This is a genomic window from Duganella sp. OV510 (assembly GCF_900100205.1).
Classification (GTDB): domain Bacteria; phylum Pseudomonadota; class Gammaproteobacteria; order Burkholderiales; family Burkholderiaceae_D; genus Rugamonas.
This window is the reverse complement of the sequence record NZ_FNEQ01000001.1, coordinates 1,438,318-1,455,599: the sequence shown is the minus strand read 5'-3', so window position 1 is coordinate 1,455,599 and position 17,282 is coordinate 1,438,318. Positions and strand designations below refer to the sequence as shown.

The following is a 17,282-nucleotide window of genomic DNA, read 5'->3' as shown; positions in this document are numbered from 1 at the left end:
CGACAATGTCCAACATCGCAGCAACCTTCAGCGCTTTGAAAGCGCAAAACAAGACCGCGCTCGTTACTTTCATCACCGCCGGCGATCCAGGCCGTGAATCGACCGTGCCGCTGATGCATGCCCTGGTGGCAGGCGGCGCCGATATCATCGAGCTGGGCGTGCCGTTTTCCGATCCGATGGCCGAAGGCCCGGTGATCCAGCGCGCCTGCGAACGTGCGCTGGCGAATGGCGTCGGCATCAAGGACGTGTTTGCTTATGTGGCCGAGTTCCGCAAGACCAACCAGACCACGCCGGTGGTGCTGATGGGCTATGCCAATCCGATCGAGCGCATCGGCACCGCCGAGTTCATCGCCCGATCGGTGGCGGTGGGCGCGGATGGGGCGATTGTGGTTGACTATCCGCCGGAAGAGTGTGAAGCGTTCGCCGCCGCCATGCGCGCGGCCGAGCTGGACCTGATCTTCCTGCTGGCGCCGACCTCGACCGAACAGCGCATCGAGCAGGTGGCCAAGGTGGGGGGCGGCTTCAGCTACTACGTCTCGCTGAAAGGTGTGACGGGCGCCGGCAATATCGATGTGGTGGATGTGGCCAATCGCCTGCAAGCCATCCGCAAGCATGTGAAGTTGCCGGTTGGCGTAGGCTTCGGCATCCGCGACGGCGCCACCGCGCGTGCCGTGGCCGAGGTGGCGGACGCCGTCGTCATCGGCAGCCGCATCATCCAGGAAATCGAAACCGCCGGCAAAGACGGCGCCGTCGCCGCCGTGCAAGCCTTCACCACCACCATCCGCACCGCCCTCGACGCCTGACGTCCATCAAATCCCGACTGCTCACCTTGATACATAGTTAAGTACCCGCTATGTTGAAAGGGAGCAGTCGTGCGCTTCACCTGGGATACCCGCAAAGCCAAAAGCTAACCTGCGCAAGCACGGCGTAAGCTTTGATGAGGCTTCTACGGCTTTTGACGATCCGCGTGGACAGCTGCGCTTCGATACCGCTCATTCGACTATGAAGACAGATTTATTCAGTTGGGCCGCAGTGATCGGGGCCGCCTGCTTTTGGTGTGCCACTGTTACCGGCGCGATGTGATTCGCATTATTTCTGCGAATCAAGCTGATCCGGTGGATGAAATGGATTATTTCGAGAGGTAATCACATGAGCAAACATGCGTGGCAACCAAGTCCGTACTTCGAGCAACTTAGCGAGGAAATTACCTTCAGGCTGGATTTTCGCTCGATTGAGTACTTTGAAGAGCTGGGCAGACCATATGGTTTGCCGGCGCAGGATATGATCAGCATGTACCTTCGCCACATGGCTGGATCTGGTTATAAAGCCAATCTTGGCATTCTCACCCTGGAAGAACGTGAGGCCTTGAGGAAATCGCTGGAGGCAGAGGGGAAGCTCCCTCTGGAGGGCTAGTGGATTTCCTCTAAAGTTCGACAGGGGGGCGAGAAACGGCTACACTTCGGGCCACGAGTAAGCTGCAAGGAGAATTTATGAGTTGGTTGGAAAAACTGCTGCCCCCACGTATCCAGCGTTCCGACGCCGGCGCCCGCAAGACCATGCCGGAAGGCCTGTGGGTCAAATGCCCGTCGTGCGAAGCCGTGCTGTACCGCACCGACCTGGAGTCGAACCTGCACGTCTGCCCGAAATGCGACCACCATATGCGCATCCGCGCCCGCGAACGCCTCGACAGCCTGTTCGACGCCGGCGGCCGTTATGAAATTGGCATGGATACGCTGCCAGTCGATACGCTGAAGTTTAAAGATAGCAAGAAATACCCGGACCGCCTGAAGCAGGCCATGGAAGCCACCGGCGAAACCGACGCGCTGATCGTCATGGGCGGCTCGATCATGAGCCTGCCAGTCGTGGTGGCGTGCTTCGAATTCGAATTCATGGGCGGCTCGATGGGCTCCGTGGTCGGCGAGCGCTTCGTGCGCGGCGCCCAGGTCGCGCTGGAACAGAAAGTGCCATTCATTTGCATCACCGCCACCGGCGGCGCCCGCATGCAGGAGGGCCTGCTGTCGCTGATGCAGATGGCAAAAACCACCGCCATGCTGACCAAGTTGTCGGACAAGAAACTGCCCTTCATCAGCGTGCTGACCGACCCGACCATGGGCGGCGTCTCCGCTTCGTTCGCCTTCATGGGCGACGTGGTGATCGCCGAACCGAAGGCGCTGATCGGCTTCGCCGGCCCGCGCGTGATCGAGAACACCGTGCGCGAGAAACTGCCGGAAGGCTTCCAGCGCGCCGAGTTCCTGGTGCAGAAGGGCGCCGTCGACATGATCGTCGATCGCCGCAAGATGCGCGAAGAAATCGCCCGTCTGCTGGCACTGTTGCAAAATCAGCCAGTGGAAGTGCTGGCTTAAGTTCGAGCCACCGCTACACGCGACGGCGCGCAATCGGATATCATCCGGCCTGCGCGCCGTTTTCATTTCAGAAGTCAATCATGTCGAACCTCCCAACTACTTTGCCCGCCTGGCTTGCGCTGCTTGAATCGCGCCACGCCGAAACCGTCATCAACATGGGCCTGGACCGCGTGCTCGCCGTCAAGGAACGCCTGCAGCTGAGTTTCAGCTGCCCGGTCATCATGGTGGCTGGCACCAATGGCAAGGGTTCGACCTGCGCCATGCTGGAATCGATCCTGATGCGCGCCGGCTACAAGGTCGGCCTGTACATCAAGCCGCACTTCCTCGACTTCAACGAACGCGCCCGCATCAACGGCGACATGGCCAGCGACGAGACGCTGGTGCAAGCCTTCAACGCAGTCGAAGCGGCGCGCGGCGACACCTCGCTGACCTACTTCGAATTCACCACGCTGGCCATCATGATGCTGCTGTCGCAATCCGGCATGGATGTGGTGATCCTGGAAGTCGGCCTGGGCGGCCGCCTGGACGCGGTCAACATCATCGATGCAGACGTCTCCATCGTCACCAGCGTCGATATCGACCACACCGACTACCTGGGCGACACGCGCGAGAAGATCGGCTACGAGAAGGCCGGCATCTTCCGCGCCGGCAAAACCGCGATCTGCTCCGATCCGGTGCCGCCGCAAGCGCTGATCGACCATGCCGAAGCCATCGGCGCCGACCTGTGGCTGATGGGGCGCGATTTCAATTACTCCGGCGACAAGCAGCAATGGAGCTACGGCGGCCGCAACCAGCGCCGCAATTCGCTGGCTTACCCAAGCCTGCGCGGCGCCAACCAGATTCTCAACGCCTGCGCCGCGCTGGCCGCGCTGGAGGCACTGAAACTGGAACTGCCGGTCGGCGCACAGGAAGTGCGCACCGGCCTGGTGACGGTGGAACTGCCGGGCCGCTTCCAGGTGCTGCCGGGCCGCCCGACCATCATCCTCGACGTCGCCCACAACCCGCACGCCGCCGCCGCGCTGAACCAGAATCTCGGCAATATGGGCTTCCACCGCTACACCTACGCGGTGTTCGGCTCGATGCATGACAAGGATATCGACGGCGTCATCGCCGCCATGTCCGAACACGTCGACCACTGGTGCCTGGCGACGCTGCCATCGCCACGCTCGGCCAGTGCGTCGGAACTCGCCGCCAAGGTGCAGCTGGTACAGCCGGAACGCGACGAACGCACCATCAACGTGTTCGACGATCCTGCCGCCGCGTACGCAAATGCCATCAGCCGGGCCGGGGAGGATGATAGAATTGTGGTCTTTGGATCTTTCCTGACCGTCGCCGGTGTCATGGCGGCCCGAAAATCCTCACTCCACTGAACGCACAGGACTGAAATCACGCATGGGCTTGTTCTCGAAATCTGGCAAAAACAAGCAAGACGCTGGTCAAGACAGCGGCTATTACACCAGCGCAGATGATCAGGCGATGACGGAGCGCGCCCGCTCCAAGCGCGCCTCATCGGCTGACGGTCCGAAGCGCCGCACGCGCGACCGCGAAGATGACGATCCGGTATTGCCGGAAAAGAAACGCGCACGTCGCCGTCTGGTTGGCGCCATCATGCTGGCGCTGGGCGTCGCTGTCGGCCTGCCGATGCTGCTCGATTCCGAGCCAAAACCGCTATCGTCCGATATCGAAATCAAGATTCCAGCCAAGGACAAGCCATTGGCTGACGCCGCACCTGCGCCTGCGCCTTCGTCCGCTGCAACGGTAGCCGCCAACGCCGCGCTGGACAGCCGCGAAGAGATCGTCGAAGACGTAAAGCCGGCCGCCAAGCCGGCACAAGCGCCATCGCCGGCCGCCGCCGCGCCGGTGGTTGCCGCCGTCGACACCAGCAAAGCCGACGCCAGGGCGGAAGCCGAGGCGAAGGCCAAGGCAGACGCCAAGGCCGAACGCGAGCTGAAGGCCCGCCAGGACGCCGAGCACAAACAGGAACAGGAACGCAAGCTGGCCGAGGCCAAAGCCGAAGCAAAGCTGAAAGCCGAAAAACAGGAAGCCGAGCGCAAGCTGGCCGACGCCAAGGCCAAGGCCGCTGAAAAGCCGGCGGAACCGAAACCGGCCGCCAAGAACGAGGATGCGCGTGCGCTGGCCATCCTGGAAGGCAAACCGGCCGCCGCGCCGTCGGCCGAAAAGTTCGTGCTGCAGGTGGCCGCGCTGAGCGATCAGGCCAAGGTGGATGAATTGCGTGCCAAGCTGAAAACCGGCGGCATCAGCTCCTTCACACAGAAAACTGCGTCGGGCATCACCCGCGTGCGCGTTGGGCCGTTCAGCAGCAAGGAAGAGGCCGAGAAGGTGAAGGCCAAGTTGAGCAGCATGGGCCTGGAAGGCCGCCTGGAAACTGTCTGACGTGACGGTCTTCGACTACCTGGTGATCTTTGTCATGGTCACCTCGGTCATCATCGGACTGGTGCGCGGACTGGTCAAGGAAGTGCTGTCGGTGCTGAGCTGGATTATCGCCTTCATCGTGGCCAATGCCTATGCCGTGCCGCTGTCGCAGATGTTGCCGGAGGCGGTGCCGGGCGAAGTGCTGCGGCTGATCATTGCCTTTATCGCACTGTTTATCGGCGCGCGGATTTTAATGGGCCTGCTGTCGCTGGCGCTGGACGCCTTGCTGGACGCCGGCGGCCTGAGTTTTATTGATCGCCTGCTGGGCGCCGTGTTCGGCGTGGCGCGCGGGCTTGTAATTGTGCTGGCAGCCGTCATCTTGAGTGGGATGACCTCGCTGCCGCAACAGGATTTGTGGAAGCATGCGATGTTGAGCCATTACGCCGAGGACGGCGTGCGCATGGCCAAGCCCTATCTTCCCGCTGCATTGGCGCAGCACGTGAATTTTTGAATTCTTTAAATCTGTAGTACCTGTCCAGGAGCACCATCATGTGTGGCATTGTCGGCGTCGTTTCCCATCAACCTGTCAACCAAATGCTGTATGACGCCTTGTTGCTGTTGCAACATCGCGGCCAGGATGCGGCAGGTATCGCGACCAATCACAGCAGCATGTTCGCCATGCACAAGGCCAACGGCCTGGTGCGCGACGTTTTCCGCACCCGTAACATGCGTACGCTGCAAGGCAATTCCGGTATCGGCCACTGCCGCTATCCAACCGCCGGCTCGTCCAGCGAGGAAGAAGCGCAGCCGTTCTACGTCAACGCGCCGTTCGGCATCACGCTGGCGCACAACGGCAATCTGACCAACTGGGAACAGCTCAAAAAAGAGATGTTCGAGAACGACCGCCGCCACATCAACACCGACTCCGATTCGGAAGTGTTGCTGAACGTACTGGCGCACGAAATTGAAAAAGCCACGGTGGGCATCTCGATCGACGCCAACACCATCTTCAACGCGGTCACCGTGCTGCATCGCCGGGTACGTGGCGGTTACGCCGCCGTGGCGCAGATTGCCGGTGTTGGTCTGCTGGCGTTCCGCGATCCGTTCGGCATTCGCCCGCTGTGCCTGGGTATCAATGAAAGTGCCGATGGCGTCGAATACCTGATCGCTTCGGAATCGGTGGCGCTGGAAGGCATGGGCTTCCGCTTCGTGCGCGACATCGCGCCGGGCGAAGCGGTGTTCATCGACAACGACAAGCAGCTGCATTCGCGCCAGTGCGCCGACAACCCGTCGCTGAATCCATGCGTGTTTGAATTCGTCTACCTGGCGCGTCCGGACTCGGTGATCGACGGCGCCTCGGTGTACGCCACCCGCCTGAAAATGGGCGAGTACCTGGCCGAGAAGATCAAGCGCGAACTGAAGGACATGAAGATCGACGTGGTGATGCCGATTCCGGATTCGTCGCGTCCGGCGGCGATCCAGCTGGCGCTGGCGCTGAACGTCGAGTACCGCGAAGGCTTCATCAAGAACCGCTACATCGGCCGTACCTTCATCATGCCGGGCCAGGCCGCGCGCAAGAAATCCGTGCGCCAGAAGCTGAACGCGATTCCAGATGAATTCAAGGGCAAGGTCGTGCTGCTGGTGGATGACTCCATCGTGCGCGGCACCACCAGCCGCGAGATCGTGCAGATGGCGCGCGACTCCGGCGCCACCAAGGTGATCTTCGCGTCGGCGGCGCCACCGGTGATCTACCCGAACGTGTACGGCATCGACATGCCGACCCGGGACGAGCTGATCGCCCACGGCCGCACCGTGGAAGAAGTATGCCGCGAAATCACCGCCGATGCGCTGGTCTACCAGGATATCGACGCGCTGAAACGTGCGATCTCGGACGTCAATCCGGCGCTGACCAACTTTGAAGCGTCGTGCTTCGACGGCGTGTATGTGACCGGCGACGTCACCCGCGAGTATCTGGACAAGCTGGAATACGAGCGTCATCACCCGACCAAGGCAGCCGCGCCGGAAGACGCCGGCCGTTCGCAACTGAACCTGAACCTGGCCGCCAGCGAAGCGTAACCATGAGCGAAAAAAAGCACTACGGTTTCACCACCACCATTTTGCACGGCGATCGCCAGAAGGGCATCGAGCACGGTTCGCTGCACAAGCCGATTCATACGTCGGTGGCCTTCGGCTACGCCGATGCGCGCCAGCTGGCGTCGGTATTCCAGGGCAAGGAGCCGGGTTTCCGCTATGGCCGCCAGGGCAATCCGACCATCTCGGCGCTGGAAGAGAAGGTCAACAAGATGGAGCAGGGCGTTGGCACGATCTGCTTCGCCACCGGCATGGGTGCGATCGGTGCCGTGGTGCAGGCGCTGCTGCGCGCCGGCGATCACGTGGTGTCGTCGGCCTTCCTGTTTGGTAACACCAACAGCTTGTGGCAGACCGCCATGAGCCAGGGCATCGGCGTGTCCTTCGTCGACGCCACCGATGTCGCCAACGTCGAAGCGGCGATCACCGACGCCACTCGCGTGGTGTTCGTGGAAACCATCGCCAATCCGCGCACGCAAGTGGCGGACCTGAAACGCATCGGCGAGCTGTGCAAGGCACGCGGCATCCTGTACGTGGTCGACAACACGATGACCACGCCGTATCTGTTCCAGCCGAAGTCGGTGCACGCCGGTCTGGTGGTCAATGCGCTGACCAAGTCCATCGGCGGCCACGGCAACGCACTCGGTGGCAGCATCACCGATACCGGCGCCTATGACTGGAAGCAGTTCCCGAACATCTACGAGAACTACAAGAAGGCCGCGCCGCTGCAATGGGGGCTGGCGCAGATCCGTGCCAAGGCGCTGCGCGACTTCGGCTCGTCACTGGCACCGGACGCCGCCCACCACATCGCGGTTGGCGCCGAAACGCTGGCGCTGCGCATGCAGCGCACCACCGCCAACGCGCTGGCGCTGGCCGAGTTGCTGGAGAAAGATGAACGGGTGGCCGCTGTCTACTACCCGGGCCTGAAGTCGCACCCGCAGCATCACATCAGCGCGGAACTGTTCCGCGCCCATGGTTCGCTGCTGAGCTTTGAGCTGAAGGATGGACTGGACTGCTTCGACTTCCTGAATCGCCTGAAGCTGGCGATTCCGGCGTCGAACCTGGGCGACAACCGCACCCTGATCATTCCAGTCGCGCACACCATCTTCTACGAGATGGGCGCGGAACGCCGTGCTTCGATGGGCATCGCCGAGTCGCTGATACGCGTATCGGTCGGCATCGAAGACACCGACGATCTGCTGGACGACTTCTGCACCGCCCTCGAAGGCTGCTAAGTCACTACGGTAGGCTTAGTGCCAGGTGCGCATCAGGCCTACCGCCAAACCTTCCAGCGCAAATTCATCCGCTTCAGGATCAACCTTGATGATGTTGAAGTCCGGATTCTCCGGCAGCAGTTCAATGGTGGCGCCGGTCTTGCGATAACGCTTGACCGTCACTTCGCTGCCGATGCGGGCCACGACGATCTGGCCATTCTTGGCGCTATCCACCTTTTTCACCGCCAGCAGGTCGCCGTCCATGATGCCGGCGTCGCGCATCGATTCGCCGCGTACTTTCAGCAGGTAGTCCGGCTTGGCGGCAAACATCGCCGGATCGACGCTGTAGCTGGTTTCCAGGTTTTCCTGCGCCAGAATCGGCGAGCCGGCGGCGACGCGGCCGATCAGCGGCAGCGACATCATCAGCGCGGCCGGTACTTTCGGCGTGGACGGTTCGGCGTGCGTGCCCAACAGGCGGATGCCGCGCGACGTGCCAGCGGCGATTTCAATCGCGCCCTTGCGCGCCAGCGCCTGCAAGTGTTCCTCGGCCGCGTTGGCGGACTTGAAGCCCAGTTCGTTGGCGATCTCGGCGCGGGTCGGCGGGAAGCCGGTGTTTTCGATCGCGTCCTTGATCAGATTCAGGATTTGTTCCTGGCGTGCAGTGAGCTTGAGCATTGTGGTCAGTAGCCTGTGGATATAGACAGTCTGTATTTTTGTACAGTATGGCCGGCAATGCAAGGGAATTTATTGCTTTCAGCGAAATAAAGTGAAAAAAGTTGCTGCACGGTTGCTTCAATCCGGCCGCACGGTCAGCCCGGTCGGCGTGGCCGACAGCGGTACCGTGTAGCCGCCGCGTTCGCCCAGTGCGCCCAGTGTGGGCAGCGGCTTGCCATCGCGCGTGACGAAGACGCGTGCGCGCGGCGTGTGCGGCGTGGCTGGCGCCAGTTGCAGGAGGATGGCGCCGCTGCGCGTGTCGATCTCGGCGCCGGCGATCTTGCCGGCTTCCAGCGTGATCCAGGTTTTGTTTGGCGCGTAGAACAGGCGCGTGCGGGCGCTGTCCTTCGGCGCGATGTGCAGCTTGCCGTTGTCGTCGCGCAGGTTGGCGCCGAAGGCCAGCCAGCCGAAGGTCGGATCGTTGACCACATAGGTGGCGCTGGCGTAGGCGTGGCCGTAGAAGCCCATGCCGTAATCGCCGCTGTAGGCGTCCCAACGCATCATGTCCGGCCAGGCGTGGAAGGCGGCCGAGGAGAAGCCTTGTTGGTCGATATTGGTGACGCCGCCCAGCAGGCCGCCGTAGGCGACGCGCAGCAGGTGCAGGTCGGACGGGTTGGCGCGGTAGGCTTCAAATAGCGGCACCGCGTTCAGCGTCGAGCCGTAGTGGTGGATCTGGCGTTCGATGCGCTGCGTCTTGCCGCCGTACAGGAAGTCCCAGTAGCGGCGGGCGTTGCCGTTGTAGCCCCAGCTCGGCACGGTTGGATCGTAGCCGAGTATCACTTCGCGCGTGATGTCAGCCTGCTTCTGGTAGCCGAAGTGGCGCATCCACGCGTACACCTCGGCCTGGCCGGTCGAGTCCCACGCCATCTCGCTGCCGAACGGGAAGGCCAGCGAGCGCCAGTGGTCGGCGCGCTGCTTCATCAGCTTTTCCATGTTGACGGCTTCGGCCTGCAGGCCTTCGCGTTGCAGGTCCTTGAGGATGTCGACGAAGACGTCGCCTTCCATCAGGCCGAACTGCGCGTACTCGGGCGCATCGCGCACCATCGCCACGACAGTCTGGTAGGCGCGTTCCAGATACCAGCGCCAGTCGTGTGCCATCACCAGGCCGGTATGGTTGCGCGCCAGGCGGTAGAGCACCCAGTGGCCGATGGCCACGTGCGGGTAGTTGTAGGCGCGGCCGAGGTTGTCGGCGTCCTTCTTGCTCCACGAGGTCCAGGTTTTCCAGTCCTGCTTGGCATCGTAGTACTGCGGGAAGGCTTGCGGGTCGTAGTAGAACAGGCTTTTGCGCACGGCGCCGGCTTGCGCGCCATCGGCTACTTGCAGCTTGCCGACCACGGTTTCGTTGACCACGCGTTCCAGCTTGGCCACTTCGGCGGCGTCGGGATTGTCCAGCTGTTTCATGATGGCGGCCACCCAGCTGCCGCCACCGCCTTCATCGCTCATGCCGGAAATCCACACTCGGGCGTCGCCGGTGACGATGCGCTTGGCGTCGTTGTCGTAGGTGAGGATGGCTGGCGCGCGCTTGAACGGATCGTTGTGGTCGTCAAACCATTGCTGCGTGGTGGCGAAGCGGCCAAGATCGGCCACCGCCTGTTCCAGCGGCTTGGTGATGAAGTAGCTGACGGTCTGCACGCTGCCATCGGCGTAGGTGATGTTGAGGCGTGCCGGTCCCCAGCCCTGCGTGCGCACCGCATAGCGCTGCCAGCCCTTGGCGGTGGCGCTGGCCGGAGCGGCAATCGGCGTCGCGGCGAGCGCGCCGGCCGGCTGGCTGGTGATGCTGGTCACCTTGTGCGGTGCATGCAGGAACAGCGCGGCGTCGAGGTCGGTCGGCACGACGTAGCCGGGAATGCCGACCGCGACTGGCCGCTGCTGCTTGATCAGCGTTGGCTCGATGGCGCGGATCGATGCTGCGGTGACGAAGCGCACGCCGATGTCGCGCCGCTCGCCAGGCGCCAGCGTCAGGCTGGTTGGCTGGTTCCATTGTTCTCCAGCGTCCTTCCAGTCGGTTTCGGCGTAGGCTTTGCTGGCCACGGTCCAGTCGTAGAAGCCTTCTGCGGTTTGTGCGCGCTTGCTGTTATCGTCGATCGGCCGCCAGGCTTCCAGCGGCGTGCGGCCATCCGGCAGTACCAGCAGGGCGGGGCCCTGGCCGTTCAGGCGCGTGACCTGCACGTAGCCGGCGTCGCGGCCGATGTAGGGATCGGCAAAGCTGGCGCTGGCGTGGGCCTGCTCCAGCGAGCGGTCGGTAATGATGTTGTCAAACACCATCGGCATGCCGAGGCCGCCAATTTCAACCGGCTGGGCCGAGCGATTGATCAGCGTGAAGCGCAGCACCAGCGCCCCTTTATCGTTGAGCCAGCGCCGCTCGACCGTCAGCGGCAGGCCGGCGCCGAAGGTGGCGCTGAGGTCGGCGGCGGCCAGTGCGCGGCCGGCCGGCAGCACGCGGATCGGCTGGCGCGCCTTGGATGACGAGAATTCCTGCCAGGCACCGTCACCGCTGCGTAGCCGCAGGTTCAGGTCGCCGACATGGGCATAGCCGTCGCCGCGCCGCTCCTGCGCCCGCGTGCCAGGCACGAAATCGAAGCTTGGGTCGGCAATCGGCGTCAGCCGGGCCAGCGTTTGCGTGTCGGCGCGCAGGGCCAGCAGCAACTGCGGCGTGCTGTAGGCCTTGTCGGCGGCAATGGCGGGGAGGGCGATCAGGGCGGCAATGGCGGCAGCGAATAGTTTCATAAGCAATCCTGTTAGAAGTGCAAGCATTGTAACTCCGGTGTCAGGTCTGACAATCGCACACAACCTCGACTGTATTAAGGCTGTGCTCGTGTGCGAATGTCAGACCTGACACCGGGGTTTTTGCTGGCGTTCTTGCCCAAAAGCTGCTATAGTCGCGGGCTTACCTCTTCCCACACCTGTCTTGACGCCAGGGTGGGCTTATTTTCACAAGTCCTTAAGGGAGTTATACATGCGTCACTACGAAATCGTATTTATCGTCCACCCGGACCAGAGCGAGCAAGTGCCCGCGATGATCGAACGTTACAAAACCACCGTAACGACCCGTGGCGGCAACGTTCACCGTGTTGAAGACTGGGGCCGTCGTCAGATGGCTTACCCAATCCAGAAACTGGCCAAGGCACACTACATCTGCCTGAACATCGAAGCCGACAACGAAACCCTGGTTGAGCTGGAAACCGCATTCAAATTCAATGATGCCGTTCTGCGTCACCTGACCGTCAAGCTGAAGAAAGCCGAAACCGCTCCTTCGCCAATGATGAAGTCGGTACAACGCGAAGATGCAGCGAAATCGCATCGCACCGAAGCTCCAGCCGCTGCTGCTCCAGCCGCTGCTTAATTGTTCTGAGAAGGAACCGCGCTGAACCAGCTCCAGTTCATCGCCCTCATCGCCGAACGGGATGCAATACGCTATACACCCGCCGGCATGCCGATCGTGAATGCTGTACTCCAGCACCGGTCGCAGCAGGTGGAGGCGGGCATCGTCCGATTGAGCGAGTTTGAAATTACCGCGCTTGCCGCGGGCGAGATTTCAGGCCGCTTCAGTCAGACGCCGCTGGCAGGGCTGTACCAGTTCACCGGTTTTCTCAACAAGAAAAGCCGCAATAGCAAAAGCCTGGTGTTTCACATCATTGATTTTAGTGCTGTCGCAGACAGCGCAATTTAAATACAGGAGCCTAAAATGGCATTCGGTAAAAAGTTCGACAAAAACAAGCTCAAGCTGAAAGAAAAGCGCAAGCAACAAAACCCACTGTTCAAGCGCAAGAAGTTCTGCCGCTTCACCGCCGCTGGCGTTGAGCAAGTAGACTACAAAGACGTAGACACCCTGAAAGACTTCGTCCAGGAAAACGGCAAAATCATGCCAGCACGTCTGACCGGTACCAAAGCGCACTACCAGCGCCAAGTTGACACCGCCATCAAGCGCGCTCGCTATCTGGCCCTGCTGCCGTACACCGATCTGCACAACGCTTAATCGCGGCAGAGTAACTGGAGAAGAACTATGCAAATCATTCTGTTGGAAAAAGTTGTCAATCTGGGCAACCTGGGTGAAGTCGTTAAAGTTAAAGACGGCTACGCACGTAACTTCCTGATCCCGCAAAAAATGGCCCGTCGTGCTACCACGTCGGCTATCGCGGAATTCGAAGCCAAGCGCGCTGAACTGGAAAAAGCTGCTGCCGCCAAACTGGCTGCTGCCCAAGCCCAAGGCGAGAAACTGAACGGCATGACCGTGACCGTTTCGCAAAAAGCTGGCGTTGACGGCCGTCTGTTCGGCTCGGTCACCAACTTCGACATCGCTGAAGCCCTGACCAAAGCAGGTTTCGCTGTTGAAAAAGCTGCTGTGCGCCTGCCTACCGGTCCACTGAAGACCACCGGCGAGTTCCCAGTCAGCGTTGCGCTGCACACCGACGTGATCGCAGAAGTGACCGTTGCTGTCGTAGGCGAAGCTGCCTAAGACTGGACCGGGCGGCAACGCCTGTCCGGTATGCAACACCCTAAAAAAGCCGGGCTTTGCCCCGGCTTTTTTCTCGTCATAATTTTGTAATACTGCACAAGCAGGTATAATTCGTCGCCATGAACGCCCCCTCCGATCCGCAAGTCGAGTCGCTTCGCGTCCCGCCGCATTCCATCGAAGCAGAACAGTCCGTCATCGGCGGCCTGCTGCGCGATAACGCGTCGTTCGACCGTATTGCCGACATGATGCAGCCGGAAGACTTCTACCGCTACGACCACCGCATCATCTTCGAACAGATCGTGCGCATGATTAACGCGTCCAAGCCGGCCGACGTCATCACCGTCTTCGAGAACCTGACCCAGCTGGGCAAGGCCGATGACGTCGGTGGCCTGACCTACCTGAACGCGATGGCGCAGAACACGCCGTCCGCCGCGAATATCCGCCGCTACGCGGAGATCGTCCGCGACCGCTCGGTGCTGCGCCAGCTGATCACCGTGGCGGACGACATTTCCGGCCAGGCGTTCAGCCCGCAAGGCAAGGAAACCAAGGAAATCCTCGACGAGGCCGAATCGCGCATCTTCGCCATTGCCGAGCAGGGCGCGCGTGGCGCCGCCGGCTGGCTGGCGGTGCAGCCGCTGCTGACCCAGGTGGTCGAGCGTATCGATGAGCTGTACTCGCGCGAAAACCAGTCGGAAATCACCGGCGTGCCGACCGGCTTCATCGATCTGGACCGCATGACTTCCGGCCTGCAGGGCGGCGACCTGGTCATCGTGGCCGGCCGTCCGTCGATGGGTAAAACCGCATTTTCGGTCAACATCGGCGAAAACGTTGCGATCGAAGCCGGTTTGCCGGTGGCGATCTTCTCGATGGAGATGGGCGGCGCACAGCTGGCGATGCGTATGCTGGGCTCGGTCGGCCAGCTGGACCAGCACCGTCTGCGTACCGGCCGCCTGAACGACGAGGACTGGCCGCGCCTGACGCACGCCATCCAGAAGATGAACGACGCCCAGGTGTTCATCGATGAAACCCCGGCGCTGAATCCGATCGAGATGCGCGCCCGCGCACGCCGCCTGGCGCGCCAGTGCGGCAAGCTGGGCCTGATTATCGTCGACTACCTGCAGCTGATGCAGGGTTCCAAGGCCGGTGACAACCGCGCCGCCGAGATCTCCGAGATCTCGCGTTCGCTGAAAGGCCTGGCCAAGGAGCTGGGCTGCCCGGTGATCGCGCTGTCGCAGCTGAACCGCTCGCTGGAGCAACGCCCCAATAAACGTCCCGTCATGTCCGACCTGCGCGAATCCGGCGCGATCGAGCAGGATGCGGACGTCATCATCTTCCTGTATCGCGACGAGGTGTACAACGCCGACTCGCCGGACAAGGGCACCGCTGAAATCATTATCGGTAAACAGCGTAACGGTCCAATCGGCGCGGTGCGCCTGACCTGGATCGGCGCGTATACCAAGTTTGGCAATTACTCTGGTAGTTTGGGTGTTTACCAGGGCGACTAATCCTAACGCCGGTCAGGCACAAGCTGGCTGGCGATCTGCAGTAGTAATAAAACGGAGAAAAATATGTTTGGACGTTTGATGCCCACCGAGGGCAAATTCTTTGACCTGTTCAATCAGCACGCTGAGCTGTGTGTCAAAGGCGCAAAAGAGATGGTGGGCCTGATGTCGAATTTCGATGACCTGGAAAATCGCGTGCACGCGATCGAGAGCATCGAGAAGCAGGCTGACAAGATCACTTACCAGACGGTCGACCTGCTGCACAAAACCTTCATCACGCCGATCGACCGCGATGACATCCACAAGCTGATCACGCGCCAGGACGACATCCTCGACCTGCTGGAAGACGCTGCGCAAACCGTGTCGCTGTACGACCTGCATTCGGTGACACCGGAAGCCAAGCGCCTGGCCGAGCTGGTGCTGGCCTGCGCCGAGAAAGTCAAGGAAGCAGTCGGCATGCTGCACAATATGGACAATTCGCGCCAGATCGTCGCAGTCTGCGAAGAGATCGACCGCCTGGAATCGGACGCCGATCACGTGATGCGCGCCGCCATGTCCAAGCTGTTCCGCGATGAACCGGACGTGCGCAACCTGATCAAGATGAAAGCCATCTACGAAATCCTGGAAACTGTGACCGACCGTTGCGAAGATGTGGCCAACATCATCGAAGGCATCATCGTCGAAAACGCTTGATTACAGAAGACTGACCTGACATGCAAACCCTACAAATCAGTATCTACGTGCTGGCGGGCCTGATCGCGCTGGCACTGATATTTGACTTCATGAACGGCTTCCATGACGCCGCCAATGCGATCGCCACCGTGGTGTCGACCGGCGTGCTGAAGCCGCAGACCGCTGTTGCCATGGCGGCGGTGTTCAACTTTGTCGCCATCTTCGTGTTCCACCAGCTGACCGTGGCCGCCACGGTGGGCAAGGGCACCATCGACCCGGGCGTGGTCGACCAGTATGTGATCTTTGGCGCGCTGGTGGGCGCCATCGTCTGGAACGTGTTCACCTGGTACTACGGCATTCCATCGTCGTCGTCGCACGCGCTGATCGGCGGCCTGGTGGGCGCGGCCGTCGCCAAGAGCGGCACCGGCGCGCTGATCTCGGCCGGCCTGATCAAGACCGTGCTGTTCATCGTGCTGTCGCCGCTGCTGGGCTTTGTGTTCGGCTCGATCATGATGCTGCTGGTGTCGTGGGTCTTTGTCCGCTCGACGCCGCGCCGGGTCGACAAATGGTTCCGCCGCCTGCAACTGTTCTCGGCTGCTTCGTACAGCCTGGGACACGGCGGCAATGACGCGCAGAAGACCATCGGCATCATCTGGATGCTGCTGATCGCCGCCGGTTATTCGACCGCTGGCGAAGCAGAACCGCCACTGTGGGTGATCGTCTCGTGCTACACGGCGATTTCGTTCGGCACGCTGTTTGGCGGCTGGCGCATCGTCAAGACCATGGGCCAGAAGATCACCAAGCTGAAACCGGTGGGCGGCTTCTGCGCCGAGACCGGCGGCGCCATCACGCTGTTCACCGCGACTGCGCTGGGCGTGCCGGTATCGACCACGCACACCATCACCGGCGCGATTGTCGGTGTCGGTTCGGCACAGAAAATGTCGGCGGTGCGCTGGGGCGTGGCGGGCAACATCGTCTGGGCCTGGATCTTCACGATTCCGGCCTCGGCCTTCGTTGCCGCGATCGCCTGGTGGATCGGCCACCACATCATGTAACAAAGGGAGCCTCGGCTCCCTTTTTTGTTTCGACTGACATTTCGCAAATGGCTGACCCGGCAATTGGAGTGAGCTTGGTATCTTGAAGTCGCATTTTGCGACTTCAAGTTGGGGAGGTAAGCGCAAGATACCCGTGGCATTCACGGAGCACGGTGCGATTATGGCTGCGACGGTGCTGAGGTCACCGAGAGCCGCAGAGGTCTCGGTGTATGTGGTGCGTGCTTTCGTGCAGCTAAGAGGATTGTTGGCAAGCCACCAGGAACTGGCGGACAAGCTGGCTGACCTGGAGGCGACGACTGCGCAGTTGTCTGCACGGCACGAGTCTTTCGCCCTGCAGTTAGCGCAGATTATTGAGGCTATCCGTCAACTGACCGCTGTGCCGCAGGCGTCGGCGCGGCGAGCGATAGGTTTTGTAACACAGCAGGATACACAATGATCGATTTTGCGCATCTTAAAAAATTGGCCGAGGCTTCAGCAGCGGTGACGGTGGCTTGCAGTTGCCACGACGCGGCGCTGCTGGCATGGCAGCAGCTGCCTTTGACGCTGGAACTGGAACAGTTCGAAGAGGTGGACTCGCTGGTCGAGGATCCATACGATGAGCCGGCCTTTGCCGAGTACCATCCGGCCGGCACGCGCTATGAGAGTGAGCAGGCGCCGATCGCGCCGCGTTACTATCCGTACAACCGCTGCCAGCTGGCGCGTTGCGTCAAATGCAGCCGCCACTATCTGCGCTATAACGAAGCCGGCGGTTATTTCACCGAAATGCGCATCCGCGCCTTGCGCCCGCAACTGCTGGTGGACGCACCACTTTAATCGTTGACGGCCGCCGGGGCGGCTTCAGTTCG

General features: G+C 61.4%; 19 protein-coding genes and 1 pseudogene. 18 read left to right on the top strand and 2 right to left on the bottom strand.

Going from position 1 to position 17,282, the window contains the following annotated elements; translation table 11 throughout:
* Positions 1-5: 5 nt before the first annotated feature.
* The 9 genes and pseudogenes from trpA (at position 6) to BLS51_RS06755 (ending at position 8,059) form a co-directional block, all read left to right on the top strand.
* On the top strand, positions 6-803 hold the full coding sequence (trpA, locus tag BLS51_RS06795; protein WP_090176159.1) for a tryptophan synthase subunit alpha: 798 nt from the start codon (positions 6-8) through the stop codon (positions 801-803).
* A gap of 207 nt (positions 804-1,010) precedes the next feature.
* Positions 1,011-1,145 (top strand): annotated as a pseudogene (locus BLS51_RS30610) (BrnT family toxin); the annotation flags it as partial.
* 4 nt (positions 1,146-1,149) lie between these two features.
* Entirely contained in the window at positions 1,150-1,413 is a 264-nt protein-coding gene (locus tag BLS51_RS06785) for a hypothetical protein (protein WP_090176163.1), read from the top strand.
* A 77-nt stretch (positions 1,414-1,490) separates the two neighbouring features.
* Positions 1,491-2,363 (top strand): acetyl-CoA carboxylase, carboxyltransferase subunit beta, encoded by an 873-nt coding sequence (accD, locus tag BLS51_RS06780; RefSeq protein WP_090176168.1) that lies wholly within the window; start codon positions 1,491-1,493, stop codon positions 2,361-2,363.
* Between the two features lie 80 nt (positions 2,364-2,443).
* On the top strand, positions 2,444-3,733 hold the full coding sequence (gene folC / locus BLS51_RS06775; protein ID WP_090176171.1) for a bifunctional tetrahydrofolate synthase/dihydrofolate synthase: 1,290 nt from the start codon (positions 2,444-2,446) through the stop codon (positions 3,731-3,733).
* Between the two features lie 22 nt (positions 3,734-3,755).
* Positions 3,756-4,757 (top strand): SPOR domain-containing protein, encoded by a 1,002-nt coding sequence (locus tag BLS51_RS06770; RefSeq protein WP_090176175.1) that lies wholly within the window; start codon positions 3,756-3,758, stop codon positions 4,755-4,757.
* Between the two features lies 1 nt (position 4,758).
* On the top strand, positions 4,759-5,247 hold the full coding sequence (locus tag BLS51_RS06765) for a CvpA family protein (protein ID WP_090176178.1): 489 nt from the start codon (positions 4,759-4,761) through the stop codon (positions 5,245-5,247).
* A 38-nt stretch (positions 5,248-5,285) separates the two neighbouring features.
* Positions 5,286-6,812, top strand: coding sequence for an amidophosphoribosyltransferase (gene purF / locus BLS51_RS06760; protein WP_090176181.1), 1,527 nt, complete (start codon positions 5,286-5,288; stop codon positions 6,810-6,812).
* Between the two features lie 2 nt (positions 6,813-6,814).
* Positions 6,815-8,059, top strand: coding sequence for a cystathionine gamma-synthase family protein (locus BLS51_RS06755; protein ID WP_090176185.1), 1,245 nt, complete (start codon positions 6,815-6,817; stop codon positions 8,057-8,059).
* A 15-nt stretch (positions 8,060-8,074) separates the two neighbouring features.
* On the opposite strand, the gene lexA is transcribed toward BLS51_RS06755, so the two are convergent.
* The gene (gene lexA, locus BLS51_RS06750; protein WP_090176187.1) at positions 8,075-8,713 is read right to left on the bottom strand and encodes a transcriptional repressor LexA; all 639 of its coding nucleotides are present in this window, start codon (positions 8,711-8,713) and stop codon (positions 8,075-8,077) included.
* 117 nt (positions 8,714-8,830) lie between these two features.
* Positions 8,831-11,479: a DUF5695 domain-containing protein gene (locus tag BLS51_RS06745; protein WP_217636393.1), complete on the bottom strand. Its 2,649-nt coding sequence runs from the start codon at positions 11,477-11,479 to the stop codon at positions 8,831-8,833.
* A 229-nt stretch (positions 11,480-11,708) separates the two neighbouring features.
* On the opposite strand from BLS51_RS06745, the gene rpsF reads away from it, so the two are divergent.
* The 9 genes from rpsF (at position 11,709) to BLS51_RS06700 (ending at position 17,250) form a co-directional block, all read left to right on the top strand.
* Positions 11,709-12,095: a 30S ribosomal protein S6 gene (gene rpsF / locus BLS51_RS06740; protein ID WP_090176189.1), complete on the top strand. Its 387-nt coding sequence runs from the start codon at positions 11,709-11,711 to the stop codon at positions 12,093-12,095.
* 21 nt (positions 12,096-12,116) lie between these two features.
* Positions 12,117-12,422: a primosomal replication protein N gene (gene priB, locus BLS51_RS06735; protein WP_090176191.1), complete on the top strand. Its 306-nt coding sequence runs from the start codon at positions 12,117-12,119 to the stop codon at positions 12,420-12,422.
* 15 nt (positions 12,423-12,437) lie between these two features.
* Entirely contained in the window at positions 12,438-12,728 is a 291-nt protein-coding gene (gene rpsR / locus BLS51_RS06730) for a 30S ribosomal protein S18 (protein WP_090176193.1), read from the top strand.
* A 27-nt stretch (positions 12,729-12,755) separates the two neighbouring features.
* Positions 12,756-13,208: a 50S ribosomal protein L9 gene (gene rplI, locus BLS51_RS06725; protein WP_090176195.1), complete on the top strand. Its 453-nt coding sequence runs from the start codon at positions 12,756-12,758 to the stop codon at positions 13,206-13,208.
* A gap of 119 nt (positions 13,209-13,327) precedes the next feature.
* The gene (locus tag BLS51_RS06720; protein WP_090176197.1) at positions 13,328-14,713 is read left to right on the top strand and encodes a replicative DNA helicase; all 1,386 of its coding nucleotides are present in this window, start codon (positions 13,328-13,330) and stop codon (positions 14,711-14,713) included.
* A 63-nt stretch (positions 14,714-14,776) separates the two neighbouring features.
* On the top strand, positions 14,777-15,403 hold the full coding sequence (locus BLS51_RS06715; protein ID WP_090176199.1) for a DUF47 domain-containing protein: 627 nt from the start codon (positions 14,777-14,779) through the stop codon (positions 15,401-15,403).
* 20 nt (positions 15,404-15,423) lie between these two features.
* On the top strand, positions 15,424-16,437 hold the full coding sequence (locus BLS51_RS06710) for an inorganic phosphate transporter (RefSeq protein WP_090176202.1): 1,014 nt from the start codon (positions 15,424-15,426) through the stop codon (positions 16,435-16,437).
* A gap of 133 nt (positions 16,438-16,570) precedes the next feature.
* Entirely contained in the window at positions 16,571-16,873 is a 303-nt protein-coding gene (locus tag BLS51_RS06705) for a hypothetical protein (protein WP_090176205.1), read from the top strand.
* Positions 16,870-17,250, top strand: a complete 381-nt coding sequence (locus tag BLS51_RS06700) for a hypothetical protein (RefSeq protein WP_090176207.1) — start codon at positions 16,870-16,872, stop codon at positions 17,248-17,250. The genes BLS51_RS06705 and BLS51_RS06700 overlap by 4 nt, the downstream gene beginning before the upstream one ends.
* Positions 17,251-17,282: the final 32 nt, after the last annotated feature.

What these genes read in the sequence shown, in the direction of transcription:
- folC (WP_090176171.1), top strand. Translation starts at nt 2,444, where the DNA reads ATGTCGAACCTCCCAACTACTTTGCCCGCCTGGCTTGCGCTGCTTGAA.
- BLS51_RS06785 (WP_090176163.1), top strand. Translation starts at nt 1,150, where the DNA reads ATGAGCAAACATGCGTGGCAACCAAGTCCGTACTTCGAGCAACTTAGC.
- BLS51_RS06720 (WP_090176197.1), top strand. Translation starts at nt 13,328, where the DNA reads ATGAACGCCCCCTCCGATCCGCAAGTCGAGTCGCTTCGCGTCCCGCCG.
- rpsR (WP_090176193.1), top strand. Translation starts at nt 12,438, where the DNA reads ATGGCATTCGGTAAAAAGTTCGACAAAAACAAGCTCAAGCTGAAAGAA.
- accD (WP_090176168.1), top strand. Translation starts at nt 1,491, where the DNA reads ATGAGTTGGTTGGAAAAACTGCTGCCCCCACGTATCCAGCGTTCCGAC.
- BLS51_RS06770 (WP_090176175.1), top strand. Translation starts at nt 3,756, where the DNA reads ATGGGCTTGTTCTCGAAATCTGGCAAAAACAAGCAAGACGCTGGTCAA.
- BLS51_RS06700 (WP_090176207.1), top strand. Translation starts at nt 16,870, where the DNA reads ATGATCGATTTTGCGCATCTTAAAAAATTGGCCGAGGCTTCAGCAGCG.
- rpsF (WP_090176189.1), top strand. Translation starts at nt 11,709, where the DNA reads ATGCGTCACTACGAAATCGTATTTATCGTCCACCCGGACCAGAGCGAG.
- purF (WP_090176181.1), top strand. Translation starts at nt 5,286, where the DNA reads ATGTGTGGCATTGTCGGCGTCGTTTCCCATCAACCTGTCAACCAAATG.
- trpA (WP_090176159.1), top strand. Translation starts at nt 6, where the DNA reads ATGTCCAACATCGCAGCAACCTTCAGCGCTTTGAAAGCGCAAAACAAG.
- BLS51_RS06755 (WP_090176185.1), top strand. Translation starts at nt 6,815, where the DNA reads ATGAGCGAAAAAAAGCACTACGGTTTCACCACCACCATTTTGCACGGC.
- BLS51_RS06715 (WP_090176199.1), top strand. Translation starts at nt 14,777, where the DNA reads ATGTTTGGACGTTTGATGCCCACCGAGGGCAAATTCTTTGACCTGTTC.
- BLS51_RS06710 (WP_090176202.1), top strand. Translation starts at nt 15,424, where the DNA reads ATGCAAACCCTACAAATCAGTATCTACGTGCTGGCGGGCCTGATCGCG.
- BLS51_RS06745 (WP_217636393.1), bottom strand. Translation starts at nt 11,479, where the DNA reads ATGAAACTATTCGCTGCCGCCATTGCCGCCCTGATCGCCCTCCCCGCC.
- lexA (WP_090176187.1), bottom strand. Translation starts at nt 8,713, where the DNA reads ATGCTCAAGCTCACTGCACGCCAGGAACAAATCCTGAATCTGATCAAG.
- rplI (WP_090176195.1), top strand. Translation starts at nt 12,756, where the DNA reads ATGCAAATCATTCTGTTGGAAAAAGTTGTCAATCTGGGCAACCTGGGT.